The following is an 18,376-nucleotide window of genomic DNA, read 5'->3' on the forward strand; positions in this document are numbered from 1 at the left end:
GGTCCCGTTCAGGACGCATCCGGCCCCGCGGGCGGGCCCAGAAGCCTCCCCACCGCCTCGGCCGTGCGCGAGGGGTCGTCGGCGCTCTGCTGACCGTCCGGCGACCACACGAACAGCCAGCCGTCCCTGGCGGGGGTGGCGAAGACGATCGTCTGCCTGCCGTTGTCCGGATGCCACACCCACAGCACCGGAGTGGCGCCACCCAGGGTGCGGCTCGCCAGCCCTCGCCGCCTGAGCTCGGCGGCCAGGGAGTCGAGATGGACTAGGCGTTGCTGCGTGAACGCGTCGGGCACGTCGGGCACCTCGGATCGTTTCTCTCAGGATCACTCCAGGTCAGCCCGGTGACAACAAGGCCATGGCAATTCCCGTGAATGTCTCCGCCAGGAGGGGGCGCGGCGCTCCCCGTCGGGACGGTGAGACCCTGACGGCGAGGTCCGGCTACCCGGGCACCGGGCCCGGAGACGACCCGGGACGTACGGGGAGGGCCCATGCCGCTCCCACCGGGAGGAGGGGCGTCGTCCGCGGGGACGCCGACGGAGGGGGCCGGGATTCGGCCCCCTCCTGCGGACACCGGTCCGATGGACGTCGCCCCGACGGACAGCGGTCCGGCGGGTCCCGCGCCCGCCGCGAACCGTCGTCCAGTGCTTCCCGCGACGGCCGCCGCGGGGCGTACCGGGGCTTCCGCGACGCGTGTTGCCGACGGGCAGCGATCGAACAATCGTTCGGCTATATTGAACAGGCCGAGACTCCTGGCGTGCCCTCCCGAAATTGTCGGCGGCACCCCGTAGCTTGCTGGCAACCGATCCAACCCGCGACCCTCCAGGGGGGCTCCCATGGCAGCTAACGACCGCGAGAAGGCGCTCGAGACCGCGCTCGCTCAGATCGAGCGGCAGTTCGGCAAGGGCTCCATCATGCGCCTGGGCGACGAGACCCGGGCGCCCATCGAGGTGATCCCCACCGGCTCCATCGCGCTGGACGTGGCCCTCGGCATCGGCGGCTTCCCGCGCGGCCGCATCGTCGAGGTCTACGGTCCCGAGTCCTCGGGAAAGACCACCGTCGCCCTGCACGCGGTGGCCAACGCCCAGCGCGCCGGCGGCATCGCCGCGTTCATCGACGCCGAGCACGCGCTCGACCCGGAGTACGCCCAGAAGCTGGGCGTCGACACCGACGCTCTCCTCGTCTCCCAGCCCGACACGGGTGAGCAGGCGCTGGAGATCGCCGACATGCTGATCCGGTCCGGCGCCGTCGACCTGCTGGTCATCGACTCGGTCGCGGCCCTGGTGCCCAAGGCCGAGATCGAGGGCGAGATGGGCGACAGCCACGTCGGCCTCCAGGCCCGCCTGATGTCCCAGGCGCTGCGCAAGGTCGCCGGCGCGCTCAACAACACCGGCACCACCGCGATCTTCATCAACCAGCTCCGCGAGAAGATCGGCGTCATGTTCGGCTCGCCCGAGACCACGACCGGTGGAAAGGCGCTGAAGTTCTACGCCTCGGTCCGTCTCGACATCCGCCGCATCGAGACGCTCAAGGACGGCACCGAGGCGGTCGGCAACCGCACCCGGGTGAAGGTCGTCAAGAACAAGATGGCCCCGCCCTTCCGGGTGGCCGACTTCGACATCCTGTACGGCGTCGGCATCTCCCGCGAGGGTGGCCTGATCGACATGGGCGTCGAGCACGGTTTCGTCCGGAAGTCCGGCGCTTGGTACACCTACGAGGGTGACCAGCTCGGTCAGGGCAAGGAGAACGCCCGGAACTTCCTCAAGACCCACCCCGACATGTCCAACGAGATCGAGAAGAAGATCAAGGAGAAGCTCGGTGTCGGCCCGCGCGTCGACAGCCCGGCGACTCCGGCGCCGGCCGCCGCCGCCGCTCCGGCTTCGGCTCCCTCCGGCCGGAGTGCCGCTCCGACCCCGGTCGCGGCCGGAGCCGGCAGGGGGGCCAAGGCAGCCGCCGCCCCCAAGCCGGGTGACGCCTGACCCGGGCCTGACCGATGACGACGGGACCTGACTCCGGTCCGGCCGACGCGGCCGGGCCGAGAGACTGGGGAGCCTGGCCCGACGTGACCCGGGACGACTCGTCGCCCGGGAGCGGACGCGGGCGGGACGGCGACCCGCCCGTGTCCGAGAACCTCTGGGACGGTGACCCGTCCGCCTCAGGACGCCCGGGACGCCCGGGGCGTCCGGGAGGGCGCCGTGGCGGCGGCTCGTCCGCCTCCGGGCGCGGGCGACGGGCCGGTTCGTCCGGCTCGGAGACCGATCGGCAGGACGGCTCGGACGCCTCCCCGAGCGGCTGGGAGGCCGATTCTCCTCCTCCGGCCATGTTCGGAGAAGACAGCGGTTTCGGCGATTCCGAGAACGGCTCGTCGGGCGGGAAACGTCGCGGTTCACGCGGTGCCTCGCGCCGTGGTGAACGCGACGGTGAGCGTACCGGTGGGGGAAAAGGCCGGCGGGGCGGCGGGGGGTGGGGCGGACGACGCTCCTCGGGAGGCCGATCCTCGGGGCTTTTCCCGGACACCTCGGCTCGTGAGGCCGGTGGGGCGGGCGATGACGCGACCGGCGGATCCGGTGCCACCGGATGGGGCGCGGCGGGTCCGGACGACCCGCGTCCGGGTGCCGCTGGTTCGGGCCCGGGGGGTTCGGGTGCCGCTGGTTCGGGCGCCTGGGGTTCGGGCTCCGCGGGATTCGGCGGCAGGACGCCGGCGAGCCGCAGGGCCGACGCCGATCCGCAGGCGGTGGCACGGGGGATCTGCCTGCGGCTGCTGACCATGGCGCCGCGTACCCGGGCACAGCTCGCGGAGGCGCTGCGCAAGCGTGAGGTGCCCCAGGAGGCGGCGGACGCCGTGCTGGACCGCTTCTCTGAGGTCGGGCTCATCGACGACGAGGCGTTCGCCGCGGCCTGGGTGAGTTCGCGCCATGCCGGTCGCGGCCTGGCCCGCAAGGCGCTCGCCTCCGAGCTCCGCCACCGGGGCGTGGACGAGGAGACCGTGAAGGACGCGGTGGAGCAGCTCGACCCCGAGCAGGAGGCCGAGACCGCCCGCGCCCTGGTGCGGCGCAAGCTCTCCTCCACGCGCTCCCTGGAGCCCGCGGTGAGGACCCGCAGGCTGGCGGGGATGCTCGCCCGAAAAGGGTACGGTCCCGGGCTGGCGTTCCGCGTGATCCGCGAAGTGCTGGAGGAGGCGGAGACGGAGGCGTCCTCGTTCCCGGAGGACCCGGACTATCCCCTCGATTAGTTCAAAGCGCCTTGACAGCCTGTCTTTGCTTGCTCGTTACCTCTCTGACGCTTAATCTCAACGCAGTGAGGAGTTACTCCGTGCAGTACGGATTGTCATAGCGGTTTATTACGGACGAGCAGGCTTGGCGGATGGGAACGCGACGACGGAACCGGTGGGAAAAACCGGGTGCCGTTTCTCCGCGGGTTCATCGTCGTTTCGATGGCGCCGAGGCTTGAGCTTTCCGTGCCGTGCGTGTGACGCCTCGTGTGCCTGATATTTGCGACGCGAGGAAGGTGAGGCGCGCATGGATCCGGTCGTGGTCGTCATGTTGACGGTGGCGGTTGTGGCTCTTGCCGTGATGACAGCCGTGCTTGTCGTGTTGCTGCGTCGCATCGGTGGAGCCGGGGCCGCGCCGAAGCGTCCCACCCCCGAGCAGGAGGCCGAGGTCGAGGCCGAGCTGGAGGAGGCCAGACGTCAGGCCGCCGGGATCCGGGCCAAGGCCGAGAACGACGCCGGAGAGCTGCTGCGCAGGTCGGAGATGGCGGTCGAGGCCGCGGCCGAGATGCGCAAGGAGGCCGAGGCCGAGGGCAAGGTCCTGAAGTACGAGCTCAAGGAGCTCCGGGCCGACCTCGAACGCCGGGAGAACCGGCTGGCCGAGCGGGAGCAGCGCCTCGACGAGGAGGCCAGGCGGCAGGCCGAGCGGGCCCGCAAGCTCGCCGAGACCGAGACCGAGCTGGCAGACCGGCGTGAGGACCTCGAAAGGGTCGCCGAGGAACGCAGGGCCGTCCTGGAGCGGGTGGCCGGGCTCACCGGCGAGCAGGCCAGGGCCGAACTGGTCCGGGAGATCGAGAACCAGGCGAAGCGCGAGGCCGCGCTGATCGTCAGGGAGATCGAGGGGGAGGCCCGCAGGGAGGGCGAGAAGCGGGCCACCAAGATCGTCACTCTGGCGGTCCAGCGGGTGGCCACCGAGCAGACCGCCGAGTCCGTGGTGAGCGTCCTGCACCTGCCGGGTGACGAGATGAAGGGCCGCATCATCGGCCGTGAGGGCCGTAACATCCGCGCCTTCGAGTCGACCACGGGCGTCAATCTGATCATCGACGACACGCCGGAAGCCGTGCTGCTCTCCTGCTTCGACCCGGTCCGCCGCGAGACCGCGCGGCTCACCCTGGAGAAGCTCGTCCTCGACGGCCGCATCCACCCCCAGCGCATCGAGGAGGCGCACGAGCGCAGCAAGGCCGAGGTCCAGGAGCTCTGCGTGCGCGCCGGTGAGGACGCCCTGGTGGAGCTCGGCATCACCGACATGCATCCCGAGCTGGTGACCCTCCTCGGCCAGCTCCGCTACCGCACCTCCTACGGGCAGAACGTCCTCGGCCACCTCATCGAGTCCGCGCACATCGCCGGGATCATGGCGGCCGAGCTGCGGCTCGACACCACGCTGCTCAAGCGCTGCACCCTCCTGCACGACATCGGCAAGGCCCTCACCCACGAGGTCGAGGGCAGCCACGCCCTGATCGGCGCCGAGATCGCCAGGCGGTACGGGGAGCACGAGGACGTCGTGCACGCCATCGAGGCCCACCACAACGAGGTCGAGGTCAAGACCGTCGAGGCCGTCCTCACCCAGGCCGCCGACGCGATCAGCGGGAGCAGGCCGGGCGCCCGCCGGGAGTCGCTGGAGGCCTACGTCAAGCGGCTGGAGAGGCTGGAGGAGATCGCGACCTCCTACGAGGGCGTCGAGAAGGTCTTCGCGATGCAGGCCGGTCGCGAGATCAGGGTCATGGTGAAGCCCGACGCGGTCGACGACATCCAGGCCCAGGTGATCGCCCGCGACGTCGCCAAGCAGGTCGAGGAGGAGCTCACCTACCCCGGCCAGATCCGCATCACGGTCGTCCGCGAGTCACGGGCCACCGAGTTCGCCCGCTGACCCCGCCTGGCCGGCCTTCGCGACACCGCCTTCGCGACACCGCCGATCCGTGTCCCGGCCGTCCACCGGGCGCGGGCCGAGAGCAGTTCTCCACCGGGTGCGGGTCGAGCAGCCCTTTCCCGGGCGCGGGCCGGGAACAATCCTCCCTCGGGTACGGGCCGGGAGCCGCCCGTCTCGCCCGCCCCGGGACCGACCGGCCGGGCGATGCCCGGGCCGACCCGGCGGGCGGTGGCGTACGGCTTCGGGGCCCGCGTCACGGTCGTCCGTGAGCCGTCCGGTCGACGGGTCGGGTGCACGGGGAACGGGTCGCCGTGCGGGGGCGCGGGGAAGTGGGTCGCCGTGCGGGGGGCGGTGCGCGGGGTGCCGTACCGGGATCCGCGGGCCCGTGCCCGGTCGCCCTCAGACGTGGAAGATCTGCTGGTAGAAGGCGAGCTCGGTGGCCAGGGCCGCGCTGCGGGTCTCGGCGCGGCGGAAACCGTGCGCCTCGCCCTCGAACGTCAGGTACGTGCACGGGACACCGCGCTCGGCCAGCGCGTCGGCGAAGGCCTGTGACTGCTCCGGGGGGACGACCGGGTCCGACAGGCCCTGCATCAGCAGCATGGGGCAGCTCACCCCGGCCACCAGGGCGAGGGGCTCGCGCGAGGCGTACAGGACCGGGTCCTGCGGTCCGATGAGCCAGTCGACGTAACGCGACTCGAAGTCGTGGGTGGTCGCGCTGAACGCGGCGAGCGAGCTGACCCCGTAGTAGGAGACGCCGCCGGCGAACGCGTCGGACCCGCAGCAGGCGGCCATCACCGTCCAGCCGCCCGCGCTGCCACCCCGGATCGCGATCCGCGCCGGGTCGGCCAGTCCCTCACCGGCCAGCCACTCGGCCGCGGCGATCGAGTCCTCGACGTCCACCACACCCCACTGCCCGCGCAGCCGTTCGCGGTAGGCGCGGCCGTAACCGGTGGAACCGCCGTAGTTGAGGTCGAGCACGCCGATGCCCCGGCTGGTGAAGAACACCTTCTCCAGGTCGAGCGCGCCCATGCTGTGCCCGGTCGGCCCGCCGTGCACGAACACGATGTACGGGGCGGGGCCCTCGCCGCGCGCCTGGGGGTTGGCCGGAGGATAGAGGAACGCGTGCGCCTCCCGCCCGAACCGGCCCGGGATCTCCACGGCCCGGACGGAGGGCAGGTAGGCCGGAGCGGGTGTCTCACCGGCGTCGCGGCGGAGCTCCTGGGTCTGTCCGGTCGAGGTGTCGACCCGGACGATCGCCCGGGGCAGCGCCGGGCCGTACCCGATGCCGACCACGGCCCGCCCGTCGGTGGCCAGCACCGCGTCCCAGCCGTCGTAGGGCACGTCCAAGTCCGTCAGCGTCCCGCCGACCGGGTCCAGGACGCCCAGCCGCAGGTCACCCCGCCCGTGCAGGATCGCGAGGCTCCCGTCGGCCAGCGGCGCGTACGGCATGGCGCCGAGCTGCCAGAGCGGGCCCGCGAACTCCTGGTCGGCGCGGTGGAGCGGCCAGGGCCTTCCACCGTGGATCTCGGCCAGGTAGAGGTTCCACCAGCCCGAGGAGTCGGAGATCAGGTAGAGGTTCTGCTCGTCACGCCAGTACGGGGCGAGCACCGACTCCTCGGGGCCACCCGCCACCGTCCAGCAGGTGCCGTCGGCCAGCCGGCAGACCCGCAGCTCGGTGCCGTTCCACGGCATCCGGGGATGGTCCCAGCAGACGAAGGCCAGGTGCTCGCCGTCGGGGGAGAGCGTGGGGAAGGCGTAGAAGTCGTGCCCGGTGATCCACTCGCGGGGCTCGTCCCCACCGGTCCCCGAGCCGATCGGTGAGCCGCCGGCCGGGTCGCTGGTCGAGCCGCCGGCCGGGCCGGTCAGCGGGACGGACACGATGGACCGGCGCACCCGGTCGCCGTCGTGCCGCTCCCGGACGCACCAGACCTGCCCGTCGTGGACGACCAGGTCGGCGTAGCGCAGCGCCGAGGGCCGCTCGGGCTCGGGGGTGAGCGGCCGGGGCTCGCCGCCGGTGGGCAGCAGGTAGAGCCGCTGGTCGGTGAAGTTCGCGAACACCACGCCCTGGCCGGGCACCACCGCGTACGACCGCCCGCCGTACTCGTGGACCCGGGTCCTGGCGCTCCACGGGGCGCTCAGCAGCTCGCGCCGCACACCGCCGGCGTCCCGGTGCACGATGGTGGTCCGCCCGCCCTCGGCGGGACGGTCTTCGGTCCACCAGACCTCCTCGCCGAGCACCGTCGGGAATCCGAGGCGCAGACCGGAGCGTGCGACGTCGGAGGTGGAGACCGGCGAGGGCCAGGTGGCATACGGCAGGACGACCTGCTCGGGGGACATGGCGACATCCTGCCCGATAACCGGCCGCGTGTCGCCGGTATCACGTCCGCGTCCCGCCCCAGGTGTCGCCGATGACCGGCGCCGCGGGAGAGATGGGCGGGGATGAAGGGGTTGGGGTGATCGGCCCGGAACATCCGTACACCGGCAGGAAGTGTGCGTTCCGAAACCACCGGGTCCGCCGCGTCCCGTCCCGGAACGCGCGGCGACCGTCCACGCGTGACCGTCGCGCTCGTGACCGTCGCATCGCGAGGCGTCACGCGCGACCGCCACACGACGTGTCACATACGCGAGCACCTCAGGCACGACCGCCGACGACGGTCACACGCGTGAGCACCTCAGGCACGACCGCCGACGACGGTCACACGCGTGAGCACCTCATGCGCGAGGGGGCGGCCACCCGGATCCGGTGACCGCCCCCTCGCGTCGTGCTTCCCGCTCCGGCAGGGAGCCCTGCCCCGCTAGGGGGCGGGGGTCCTCACCGGCTCGGCCACGGTGGACGCGTCGGGGGGCGCGACCGGCTGGACGATCGACTTCCGGCTGCGCCGGCTCCGCTTCTCCAGCCAGGTGGCGATGGCGCCCACCGCCACGTTGATGATGATGTAGATGATCGCGATGACGATCACCGCGGGGATGATGTTGTTGAAGTTGGAGGGCAGCACGCGCGCCCCCGCGTTCAGCAGGTCCTCGAACGCCACGATGAAGCCCAGGGCGGTGTCCTTCAGGAGCACCACCAGCTGGGCGACGATCGCCGGCATCATGGCCGTGACCGCCTGCGGCAGCAGGATCATCCGCATCACCTGGCTGCGGCGCAGGCCGATCGCCAGCGCGGCCTCGCTCTGTCCCCGGGGGATGGACAGGATGCCGGCGCGTACGATCTCCGCCAGCACCGAGCCGTTGTACAGGACGAGGCCGACCACCACGGCGGCGAACGGCGTCACGGTGAGCCCGAAGACCGCGCTCCCGCCGAACATCACCGCGAAGATCATGATCAGCAGGGGGATGGCCCGGAAGAACTCGACCACCGCACCGGCCGCGATGCGGATCCACGCGTGCTCGGAGAGCCTGCCGATACCGAACACGAAGCCGAACGGCACCGCGATCACGGCGGCCACCAGGGCCGCGCTGAGCGTGTTCACCAGACCCGGCAGGATCAGGTTGATCCACACGTCACCGCGGAGGAACGGCGTCCACAGGTCGGCGTTGAGCTGGTTCTTCTCGCCGAGCTTGGTCACCATCCAGTACAGCGCGAGCAGCACGAGCACGATGACCAGCACCGTGAGCGCGGTGTTGCGCGTCCGGGCCTTGGGTCCGGGGATGTCGTACAGGACGCTGACCCGCTCGGAGCTCGCGGCCAGCTTGCGCGCCTGGCGCCGCTCGGTGGCGGTCGCGGTCATCGGACCACCGCCAGGCGCTTGGCGAGCCAGCCGAACAGCAGTCCGGTCGGCAGGGTCAGGATCAGGAAGCCCAGCGCGAATCCGGCGAAGATCTGCACGACCGCGTCACCGTGCGCCTCGAACAACGTCTTCATCGTCAGGGACGCCTCGCCCACCCCGATCGCCGCGGCGATCGTGGTGTTCTTGATCAGTGCTATCAGGATGCTGCCCAGGGGGGCGATCACGGCGCGGAACGCCTGGGGCAGCACGATCAATCTCAGGTTCTGGCCGAACGTGAGCCCGATGGCCCGCGCCGCCTCCGCCTGGCCGACCGGCACCGTGTTGATGCCGGACCGGATCGCCTCGCAGACGAACGCCGCCGTGTAGGCGGACAGCCCGATGATGGAGAGCCACATGTAGTTGGTGGACAGGCTCTCGGAGAACGAGACGTTCAGGACCAGGCCGAGGCCGAGCCCGCAGAACACGATGACCAGGGTCAGCGGGGTGTTGCGCAGGACGTTCACGTACGCCGTGCCGATCCCGCGCAGGATGGGCAGCGGGCTGACCCGCATCCCGGCCAGGACGGTGCCGAGCACGAGCGCCACCAGCCCGCTGGCGACGGCGAGGCGGATCGTCAACCAGAAAGCGTCCCGGATCATCGGGAATTCATCGAAGAGTGCCTGCACTCATCCCTCCAGTGCCACAGGCCGGGACGACGCGCGCCCCGGCCGAAACGTGACCGATCAGTAACGCTCGACGGCCGGGGGGGTGGTGAAGAACTTTCCGAACTCGCCGAAGTTGGCCTCGACGGCCTTCTTCCAGCTGCCGTCGGAGAACATCTTCTCCACGGCCGTGTTGACCTTGTCGCGGGTCTCCTTGTCGTCCACCTTCAGGCCGATGCCGTACTTCTCCTCGGAGAAGGGCTTGCCGACGAGGCGGAACTTGCCGGGGGACTGGGCGGCGAAGCCGGCCAGGATCGTCGCGTCCGTGGAGATCGCGTCGACCTGCTTGTTCTCCAGCAGCGGCAGGCAGGCGCCGTAGCCCTGCTGCTCGGTGAGGTACTGGGCCTTCCACTCGGCGCCGAACTTGTCGGCCAGGCGCTTCGGCGAGGAGGAGCCCTGGGCACCGCAGACCTTCTTGGCCTTGAGGTCCTCGACACTGTTGATCGTGGTGTCGTCGGCGCGGGTCAGGATGTCCTGTCCGGTGACGAGGTACGGACCGGCGAAGGAGACCTTCTTCTTGCGGTCGTCGGTGATCGAGTAGGTCGCGATCACGGCGTTGACCTGGCCCTGCTGGATGAAGGACTCACGGTTGGCCGAGATGGCCTCCTTGAACTCGATCTTGTCCGCCGCATAGCCGAGTTCCTTGGCGATGTACCGGGCGACGTCGACGTCGAAACCCTTGAAGGAGCCGTCGGGCTGCTTCTGGCCGAGACCGGGCTGGTCGACCTTGATTCCCACCACGAACTTGTCGCTGGCACCGCCGCTGTCGCCGCACGCGGTCAGACCGGCCATCGCCGCAGCGGCTGCGATCACCACGGCTCCAATACGCCGTACACGCATTCTTGCTACCTCGTCTTTCATCAGGGTTGAGCAGAGCCGTCAGTGGGTGAGGATCTTGGAGAGGAAGTCCTTCGCCCGGTCGGTCCGGGGGGTGGTGAAGAACTCCTCGGGGGTGTTCTCCTCCACGATCTGACCCTCGGCCATGAACACCACGCGGTTCGCCGCGCGGCGGGCGAAGCCCATCTCGTGGGTGACGACCATCATCGTCATGCCCTCCTGGGCAAGACCGATCATGACATCGAGCACTTCCTGGACCATCTCGGGGTCCAGCGCCGAGGTCGGCTCGTCGAACAGGATCATCTTGGGGTCCATGGCCAGGGCGCGGGCGATGGCCACGCGCTGCTGCTGGCCTCCGGACAGCTGCGCAGGGTACTTCGACGCCTGAGCGCCGATGCCGACCCGCTCCAGCAGCTCCATGCCACGCCGCTCGGCCTGGGCGGCGGGGATGCCGCGGACCTTGATGGGCCCGAGCGTGACGTTCTCGAGGATCGTCTTGTGGGCGAACAGGTTGAAGGACTGGAACACCATGCCGACCTCGGACCTGAGCCTGGCCAGGGTCTTCCCCTCCACCGCGAGCGGCTGCCCGTCGAAGGTGATGGTGCCCTCGTCGATGTTCTCCAGTCTGTTGATCGTCCTGCAGAGCGTCGACTTGCCGCCGCCCGAGGGGCCGATGACGACGAGGACCTCGCCGCGGGAGATCGTCAGATTGATGTCCCGAAGGACGTGCAGGCTGCCGAAGTGCTTGTTGACGCCTTCGAGCACGACCAGGGGGGTCTTGTCCCCGTTCTCCGTCATGGGGGACAACGTAATTCTGTGAAGGGCACCTCGGGCTAACCCTGCGGTACCGATCAGATCACGGCCTTCTCACGCCTTGGTCAGCGTACGCCGCCCAGTGTGGCGAGGTCCAGAGCGACGGTGTAGGGAATCGGCCGTCCCTGCGGCCTTGTGGGCCGCGACGCGGTGGACCGCCCGGTGCGGCGCCGCTCCCACCGGCGGCGTCGCCCCGCGCCGGAGCGGGATGTGTGACGCGTCACACCGCTCACGTACCGCGACCGGCCGCCCGCGCACGGTCACGCGGGCGAAGGCGCGTACCCGAAGGTCCGGTGAGCGCCTACCCTTGTCGTGAGATGACTGCCACCGTGGAGAGCGCCCGCACGTACGAGGTCCGTACCTACGGGTGCCAGATGAACGTGCACGACTCCGAGCGCCTCTCGGGCCTGCTGGAGGACGCCGGATACGTCCCGGCCCCGCAGGGCGAGACGGCCGACGTGGTCGTGTTCAACACCTGTGCCGTACGGGAGAACGCCGACAACAAGCTGTACGGCAACCTCGGGCACCTGCGCCCCTCGAAGGTGGGCAACCCCGGCATGCAGATCGCCGTGGGCGGCTGCCTGGCGCAGAAGGACCAGGGGGAGATCGTCCGCAGGGCGCCCTGGGTGGACGTGGTGTTCGGCACCCACAACATCGGCTCCCTGCCGGTGCTGCTGGAGCGGGCGCGCGTGCAGCAGGAGGCCCAGGTCGAGATCAGGGAATCCCTGGAGACCTTCCCGAGCACGCTGCCCACCAAGCGCGAGTCGGCCTACGCCGCCTGGGTGTCGGTCTCGGTCGGGTGCAACAACACCTGCACGTTCTGCATCGTGCCCGCCCTGCGCGGCAAGGAGAAGGACCGCCGTCCCGGCGACGTCCTCAATGAGGTGCGCACCCTGGTCGACCAGGGCGTGCTGGAGATCACCCTGCTGGGCCAGAACGTCAACACCTACGGTGTGGAGTTCGGCGACCGGCTGGCCTTCGGCAAGCTGCTGCGGGCCTGCGGCGACATCGAGGGCCTGGAGCGGGTCCGCTTCACCAGCCCGCACCCGGCGGCCTTCACCGACGACGTGATCGCGGCCATGGCCGAGACCCCCAACGTGATGCACCAGCTCCACATGCCGCTGCAGTCGGGGTCGGACCGTGTCCTGAAGGCGATGCGCCGCTCCTACCGGGCCGAGCGCTTCCTGGGCATCATCGAGCGGGTCCGCGCCGCCATGCCGGACGCGGCGATCTCCACCGACATCATCGTCGGCTTCCCCGGCGAGACCGAGGAGGACTTCCAGGGCACCCTGGACGTGGTGCGCGCCTCCCGCTTCGCCAACGCCTTCACCTTCCAGTACTCGATCCGTCCCGGCACCCCGGCGGCCACCATGGACCACCAGGTCCCCAAGGAGGTCGTGCAGGAGCGCTACGAGCGGCTCGTGGCGCTGCAGACCGAGATCTCCTGGGCGGAGAACAAGAGGCAGGTCGGCCGGACGCTCGAGGTGCTGGTGGCCGAGGGCGAGGGCCGCAAGGACGAGGCGACCCACCGCATGTCCGGGCGGGCCCCGGACAACCGGCTCGTGCACTTCGCCCCGGGCGCCGAGATCCCGCGCCCCGGCGACGTGGTGAGCGCCCGGGTGACGTACGCGGCCCCGCACCACCTGGTCGCCGACGGTCCCGTCCTGAGGCTGCGCCGCACCCGGGCGGGCGACGCCTGGCAGGCCCGGCAGGGAGCCCCGGCCGGTTCCGGCCCCGGGGTCATGCTCGGCATGCCCTCGATCGGCCGTCCCGCCCCGCTCCCGCAGACCTCGGGCTGCTCGGTCTCCTGAGATTTTTCAGCACGGTCCCACCGGGTCGCGTACCGGCCCGGGAGGGTCCGGCGCGCCCGTGATCGAAGCGGCCGGGACCGCCGACGGGAACGGCGATCCCGGCTCTCTCAACGCTCCCGCGGGGGAGGACGTCCACGGCGGTGCCGCCCATGTCGTAACAGATGATATCTCGTGATTCATCAGTGATTGATGTGCGAGCATTTCTCTGCTGTGGCTACTGTGGTTCGGCACCCTCGGAAGCCGTGGAGGTTTCCCCCCGAGAACCGCAGGGAGTTTTCCCATGCACGTCCCTCCATCGTCCGGCCCGCACGGGGACTCCCCGGGCACTCCCGGAGAGCCGGAGATCCTCACCGGCCCCGCGGACGAGCCGAAGAAGCCCCGGAGATCCCGGAAGTCCCCCCGCAGAAGCGGCGCGGCCATCGCCGTCTTCTCCGTCCTCGCCGTCGCCCTGCTGGGCGGGGGCGCCGCCTTCGCCCTGCTGAACGGCACCGACGACGGCGGCACGCCGGGACGCTCGCCCGACAGCGCCCAGCAGGCGTCCCGAAGCCCCGTCGACGAGCCAGGACAGGCCCGGAAACCCGCGCACCAGGAACCCGGTGACACCGGAGACGCCGACGGCACCGACGGCACCGACGACGCCGGTGACACCGGTGACGCGGGCGGCGCCGACGACGCCGGCACCGCTTCCGGGGGCGACGACACGTCCACCGGCTCCGGCGGATCGGACACGGGCGAGTCGGGATCCGACACCGATCCCGACTCCGCCGCGGGCACCCCGTCGCGGGAGAGGCCGGCCAAGGAGGCTCCGGCCAGGCAGCGGCAGAACGCCCCGGCGTCACCCCCCGCCCAGGAGAACCCGTGGTCGGACGGCGACACCGGCTACGTGCACCCCCAGGGACCCGCCGGTCGCTGACCCGGGCCCGCGAACGCCGTGGCGGCCCCGGCCCCGCACCCGCGAAGGCCGTGACACCGGGTTCGCACGGTTCACCCGCCGGGCACGCGCCCGCACGGTTCACCCCCCGGGCACGCGCCCGCGCCGTTCACCCGCCGGGCACGCGCCCGCGCGCGCCGGGCGTCCGCCGGACACCGTTAGTCTGGCCGGATGCTCGTCGCCGCGGCCGTGTGCCCGCATCCCCCGCTGCTCGTCCCGGAGCTGGCCGGAGCCGCCGCCGCGGAACTCGACGACCTCAGGGCGGCCTGCGCGGCCGCGGTGGGGTCGCTGCGCGACGCCGGGGCCGACGCGATCACGGTGGTGGGCGGCGCGAACGGGACCGCAGCGTACGGTGCGGACGCCGCGGGCTGCCTCGCCCCCTGGGGCGCCGACGTCCGGACCGGCGGGGGAGAGCCCGTCCTGCCGCTCTCGCTGACGATCGGCCGATGGCTCCTGGAGCGGGAGCGCGTGGAGGCGACGGGGTTCCAGGCGATCGCCTTCGACGCGCCCTCGCGGGAGTGCGCGGCCCTGGGGCGGCGGCTCGCGGACGAGGCCGGGCGGACGGCGCTGCTCGTCATGGCCGACGGCTCGGCCCGCCTCACCGAGAAGTCCCCCGGTCACCTCGACCCCCGCGCCGAGCCGTACGACCGCATGATCGTCGAGGCGCTCGCCCGCGCCGAGGTGCCGGAGCTCGACGCCGCCGAGGCCGCGGAGCTCTGGGTGCAGGGCCGCGCGGCCCTGCAGGTGCTCCGCGGCCTCGGGAAGGGCCTGCGCGCCGAGGTCCTCTACGACGACGCGCCGTACGGCGTCGGCTACTTCGTCGCCCGCTGGACGGTGTGATCCCGGCTCAGCGGCCGTTCTCGTCCCGTCCGGGGGACGGGCTCGGCGACGGCTTCTTCTTCCCGGGGGCCGGGCTCGACGTGGAGCCGCCCTTGGGATCGGGGCTCTCCGACCGGCGGTAGGTCTGGTCGCAGTTCTCCCAGTGGCTGAAGTCCCGGTTCTGGCTCCACAGCCGCCGGGCCGCCTGGATGTTCCACTCCGGGTCGAACGCCCGCAACGGGCTGCCGCCGAGCTCGGCCAGCCTCCGGTCGGAGATCTGGAAGACGCCCCAGTTGCGCGTGCCGTCGACGTTGGGCAGCGAGTAGTACTGGTCGAGGAACGACATGCACTTGGCGATGCCGACCGCGCGGTCGGGCTCCTCGGGGAAGACCTCCCTGATCCTGCCCTCGACCTTCGCCGGCGACCACCGGATCATCTTCACGGTGTTCTGGTACAGCATGCGCTTGGTGGCGTCGTCGACCAGGCCGTTGGGCTCCATCCCCGCCAGCACCTGGAACGCCACCACGTGCCGGAGGGTCCCCGGCCCGAAGTCGGCGTCGACCTGCACCAGCCCGCCCGCCTTCAGCAGGATCCTCTGCAGTTCCCGGACGCACTCGTCGTGCTCTCCCAGCGCCATGATCGGCGGGCAGGCCCGGGAGAGCAGCAGGCGCCCGTCCTCCGGCGACGCGGAGGGGGCCGGGGTGGTGGGGCCCGGCGCCGCGGCCGTCGTGCTCATGAGCGCCGCCGTGCCGACCGCGGCCGCGCCGGAACAGCTCAGCGCGACCACCGCCACGGTGAGCCAGCGCCGGACGAAGGGGATGGAGGAGAAACGGGCCGGACCGGCCGGCCGCTTCTCCGGCTCCTCGGAAGGCGGCGCGGGCGCCGCGGGATCGTCCTCCACCGGCTCGCCCCCCGTGGCGGCCGGTTCCTGCTCGGCGGACGGACCGGCGGACGAACCGGTGGGCTCCGCGCCGGCCGCGTCCCTCGGGACGGTCGGCGCGCCCTCGGCCTTGGCCCACGCCTGTGCCGCCTCCGCGCGGATCCAGCGGCGATGAAGTTCGAGCAGTTCGTCGGAGTGGGCCCCGCACACCTTGGCTATGCGCTCCACCGTGCCGAAGTCGGCCGGCAACCCTTTCCCGGAACAGTAACGGTGAATCGCCGAGCTGCTGATTCCCGCTCGTTTCGCGAGCGCCTCATAGCTCCGCCCCGTCCGCTCCTTCATGCCCCGTAGATAACCGGCGAACTCCTCAAGATCACGTTCGGTCACCGAGTGCCCCCTGTGGCGGTCTACCCACGGCGGCATCCCACCACAACGTCCCGCGAGTCCGCCACAACCGCAGTTCAGAGGGTGTTTTCTCATCCCGCCGTCCCTACCTCCGCGTCCCGTCTTGACGACGGGACCGGCAGGTCAGGATTCTTGATGCCACACCGTACCGCACGACCGGGAGAAGGGTTCGGCGGAGAATGGCCGGTCACGCTCGTTGAAAATGAGCGATCCGGCCGACCGTGTAAAGCATCCGGCCCGTGAGGGATGGGGCGGCTTCGGCATTCCATCCTGAAACTTTCATCACCGGAAGTCGAAACCTGCTGCAGCGTCGTCTCCGCCCCCAGCGCGGGGACGACGACAGGGGAGAGCAGGATTCGACGGGTTCCCGGCCATCGCCGTCGTCAGCGGCGGGGTCCGGACGGATGCACGGCCACGTTCTCCGGCGACGGCGTGATACGGCCGGGGGATGGGCGCGGTGTTCGCGTCCATCCCCTCCCATCTTCTGCCGGTCCTTCTCCGGATCCGTGCGGACGGGCCGGGGCACCCTCGGGGGCAGGCGCCCGGCCGCGTCGTCCGCGGATGCGGGAATCACCGGATCGGGAGGGCCCCGGGGGCGGGGAGAATGTCGTCCGTCGCGGCTACGGTGGCGGGCGGGCGTGGCCGAGGGGCGGGCACGACCGGCACACGGGGTGGCACGGGGTGACACGGAGGGACACGAGAGCGATGGCGGGAACCGTGGCGTCGACCGTGGCGTTCGGAAGCCTCCCCACGCCGCTGGGGGACATGGTCGTCGCCGTGACCGAGGAGGGGGTGGCGGGCACCGGCTGGGGTGATCCGTCCCGTCTCAGGGCCGGCCTGCTGGACCGCCTGGGGCTGGCGGAGACGGACGACCCCGGCAGGACCGCGGCCGTCCTGGACCAGCTGGGCGCCTACTACGCCGAGCGGCTGCGGGTCTTCGACGTCCCGCTGGACTGGCGGCTGACCTCGCCGGTGCAGCGCAGGGTGCTCGGCACCCTGTACGAGACCGTTCCCTACGGCCGGGCGGTGACCTACGGCGAGCTGGCCGCCCGCAGCGGGACGGGTGTCCCGGCGCGGGCCATCGGGTCGATCATGGGTGCCAACCCGATCCCCCTCATCGTGCCCTGCCACCGGGTGGTCGCGGGCAACGGGCTCGGCGGGTTCAGCGCGGGCGAGGGCGTGGAGTCCAAACGCCGGCTGCTCACCCTGGAGGGGTACCTGCAGCCGATGCTCGACTGGGACTGATCCCGGCCCGCGGCCGGGCCGTCCCCTCCGCGCCGGCCCGGTCGCCGACGCGGCCGTACGGGCCCGGCGGCCCGGGGGCGGGGGCCCGTCGCCCTCCGCGCGTCCGGGGAGTTGGCACACTTGCCCTGTGCCTCAGCTACCCGTCATCGCCGTCGTCGGCCCGACCGCGGCCGGTAAATCCGACCTGGCCGTGGACCTCGCCCTCGAACTCGGGGGCGAGGTGATCAACACCGACTCCATGCAGCTCTACCGGGGAATGGACATCGGGACGGCCAAGCTCTCCGTGGCGGAGCGCCGTGGCGTGCCGCACCATCTGCTGGACGTCTGGGACGTGACCACGACGGCCAGCGTGGCCGAGTACCAGGCGCTGGTCCGCCCGCTGATCGACGGGCTGCGTGCCGCCGGGACGGTGCCGATCCTGGTGGGCGGTTCCGGGCTGTACGTGCGGGCCGCCCTGGACGACCTGGAGTTCCCCGGCACCGACCCGCGCGTCCGTGCCCGGCTGGAGGAGGAACTGGCCCTGCACGGCCCCGACCCCCTCTACCGGAGGCTCCGCGAACGCGACCCGAAGGCGGCCGGGACGATCCTGCCCGGCAACGGCCGCAGGATCGTCCGCGCCCTGGAGGTCATCGAGATCTCCGGCCGGCCGTTCTCGGCCACCATGCCGTCGTACGACGCCGTCTACGACAGCGTCCAGCTCGGCGTGGAGGTGCCCAGGGACGTGCTGGACGCCCGGGTCGAGGCGCGGGTCGAGCGCATGTGGCGGGACGGGCTGGTGGCCGAGGTCAGGGAGCTCGCCGCGCGCGGGCTCGCCGAGGGGCGTACGGCCAGCCGGGCCCTGGGGTACGCGCAGGTGCTGCGCTTCCTCGGCGGGGAGTGCACCGAGGAGGAGGCCATGCAGGAGACGATCAGGGCCACGCGCAGGTTCGTCCGCCGCCAGGAGTCGTGGTTCCGCCGCGATCCCCGGGTGATCTGGCTGCCCCAGCGCGAACCCGATCTCCTGCGGCGCGCGCTCGCCGCGATCCACCGGGGCGACGGGGCCGGAAAGGCCCCGTAGGGCGGAGGCCCGAC

Annotated in this window: 15 protein-coding genes; 8 read left to right on the forward strand and 7 right to left on the reverse strand. The window is 71.6% G+C overall.

Going from position 1 to position 18,376, the window contains the following annotated elements:
- Nucleotides 1-8 precede the first annotated feature (8 nt).
- Nucleotides 9-293, reverse strand: a complete 285-nt coding sequence (locus ACIBCT_RS20515) for a hypothetical protein (RefSeq protein WP_399190699.1) — start codon at nucleotides 291-293, stop codon at nucleotides 9-11.
- Between the two features lie 540 nt (nucleotides 294-833).
- Here ACIBCT_RS20515 and recA point away from each other — a divergent pair.
- The 3 genes from recA (at nucleotide 834) to rny (ending at nucleotide 5,132) form a co-directional block, all read left to right on the forward strand.
- Nucleotides 834-1,976: a recombinase RecA gene (gene recA, locus ACIBCT_RS20520; RefSeq protein WP_399190701.1), complete on the forward strand. Its 1,143-nt coding sequence runs from the start codon at nucleotides 834-836 to the stop codon at nucleotides 1,974-1,976.
- A 755-nt stretch (nucleotides 1,977-2,731) separates the two neighbouring features.
- Nucleotides 2,732-3,229 carry a regulatory protein RecX gene (locus tag ACIBCT_RS20525; RefSeq protein ID WP_399190703.1) on the forward strand — a complete coding sequence of 166 codons (498 nt, stop codon included), beginning with the start codon at nucleotides 2,732-2,734 and terminating at the stop codon, nucleotides 3,227-3,229.
- 286 nt (nucleotides 3,230-3,515) lie between these two features.
- A complete protein-coding gene (gene rny / locus ACIBCT_RS20530; RefSeq protein ID WP_399190705.1) occupies nucleotides 3,516-5,132 on the forward strand; it encodes a ribonuclease Y in 1,617 nt (538 codons plus the stop codon).
- A 399-nt stretch (nucleotides 5,133-5,531) separates the two neighbouring features.
- Here rny and ACIBCT_RS20535 read toward each other — a convergent pair whose 3' ends face one another.
- The 5 genes from ACIBCT_RS20535 to ACIBCT_RS20555 all read right to left on the reverse strand — a co-directional run bounded on the left by ACIBCT_RS20535 (nucleotide 5,532) and on the right by ACIBCT_RS20555 (nucleotide 11,199).
- A complete protein-coding gene (locus ACIBCT_RS20535) occupies nucleotides 5,532-7,469 on the reverse strand; it encodes a S9 family peptidase (RefSeq protein WP_399190707.1) in 1,938 nt (645 codons plus the stop codon).
- Between the two features lie 458 nt (nucleotides 7,470-7,927).
- Nucleotides 7,928-8,863: an amino acid ABC transporter permease gene (locus ACIBCT_RS20540; protein ID WP_399190709.1), complete on the reverse strand. Its 936-nt coding sequence runs from the start codon at nucleotides 8,861-8,863 to the stop codon at nucleotides 7,928-7,930.
- On the reverse strand, nucleotides 8,860-9,528 hold the full coding sequence (locus ACIBCT_RS20545; RefSeq protein ID WP_399190711.1) for an amino acid ABC transporter permease: 669 nt from the start codon (nucleotides 9,526-9,528) through the stop codon (nucleotides 8,860-8,862). The genes ACIBCT_RS20540 and ACIBCT_RS20545 overlap by 4 nt, the downstream gene beginning before the upstream one ends.
- 57 nt (nucleotides 9,529-9,585) lie before the next feature.
- A complete protein-coding gene (locus ACIBCT_RS20550) occupies nucleotides 9,586-10,404 on the reverse strand; it encodes a glutamate ABC transporter substrate-binding protein (protein ID WP_399190713.1) in 819 nt (272 codons plus the stop codon).
- A gap of 39 nt (nucleotides 10,405-10,443) precedes the next feature.
- Nucleotides 10,444-11,199, reverse strand: coding sequence for an amino acid ABC transporter ATP-binding protein (locus tag ACIBCT_RS20555; protein WP_399190715.1), 756 nt, complete (start codon nucleotides 11,197-11,199; stop codon nucleotides 10,444-10,446).
- 332 nt (nucleotides 11,200-11,531) lie between these two features.
- On the opposite strand from ACIBCT_RS20555, the gene miaB reads away from it, so the two are divergent.
- From miaB to ACIBCT_RS20570, 3 genes are all read left to right on the forward strand, one after another.
- Nucleotides 11,532-13,025 carry a tRNA (N6-isopentenyl adenosine(37)-C2)-methylthiotransferase MiaB gene (miaB, locus tag ACIBCT_RS20560; RefSeq protein WP_399190717.1) on the forward strand — a complete coding sequence of 498 codons (1,494 nt, stop codon included), beginning with the start codon at nucleotides 11,532-11,534 and terminating at the stop codon, nucleotides 13,023-13,025.
- A gap of 280 nt (nucleotides 13,026-13,305) precedes the next feature.
- Entirely contained in the window at nucleotides 13,306-13,938 is a 633-nt protein-coding gene (locus tag ACIBCT_RS20565) for a hypothetical protein (protein ID WP_399190719.1), read from the forward strand.
- Nucleotides 13,939-14,127: 189 nt separating this feature from the next.
- Nucleotides 14,128-14,796 (forward strand): class III extradiol dioxygenase subunit B-like domain-containing protein, encoded by a 669-nt coding sequence (locus ACIBCT_RS20570; protein WP_399190721.1) that lies wholly within the window; start codon nucleotides 14,128-14,130, stop codon nucleotides 14,794-14,796.
- 7 nt (nucleotides 14,797-14,803) lie between these two features.
- On the opposite strand, the gene ACIBCT_RS20575 is transcribed toward ACIBCT_RS20570, so the two are convergent.
- Nucleotides 14,804-16,135, reverse strand: coding sequence for a helix-turn-helix domain-containing protein (locus ACIBCT_RS20575; protein WP_399190723.1), 1,332 nt, complete (start codon nucleotides 16,133-16,135; stop codon nucleotides 14,804-14,806).
- 630 nt (nucleotides 16,136-16,765) lie between these two features.
- Between ACIBCT_RS20575 and ACIBCT_RS20580 the strand changes: the two genes are divergently transcribed.
- Nucleotides 16,766-17,305, forward strand: a complete 540-nt coding sequence (locus tag ACIBCT_RS20580) for a methylated-DNA--[protein]-cysteine S-methyltransferase (RefSeq protein ID WP_399190725.1) — start codon at nucleotides 16,766-16,768, stop codon at nucleotides 17,303-17,305.
- A gap of 127 nt (nucleotides 17,306-17,432) precedes the next feature.
- A complete protein-coding gene (gene miaA / locus ACIBCT_RS20585; protein ID WP_399190727.1) occupies nucleotides 17,433-18,362 on the forward strand; it encodes a tRNA (adenosine(37)-N6)-dimethylallyltransferase MiaA in 930 nt (309 codons plus the stop codon).
- Nucleotides 18,363-18,376 lie beyond the last annotated feature (14 nt).

The organism is Streptosporangium sp. NPDC050855 (genome assembly GCF_044456585.1).
Classification (GTDB): domain Bacteria; phylum Actinomycetota; class Actinomycetes; order Streptosporangiales; family Streptosporangiaceae; genus Streptosporangium; species Streptosporangium longisporum.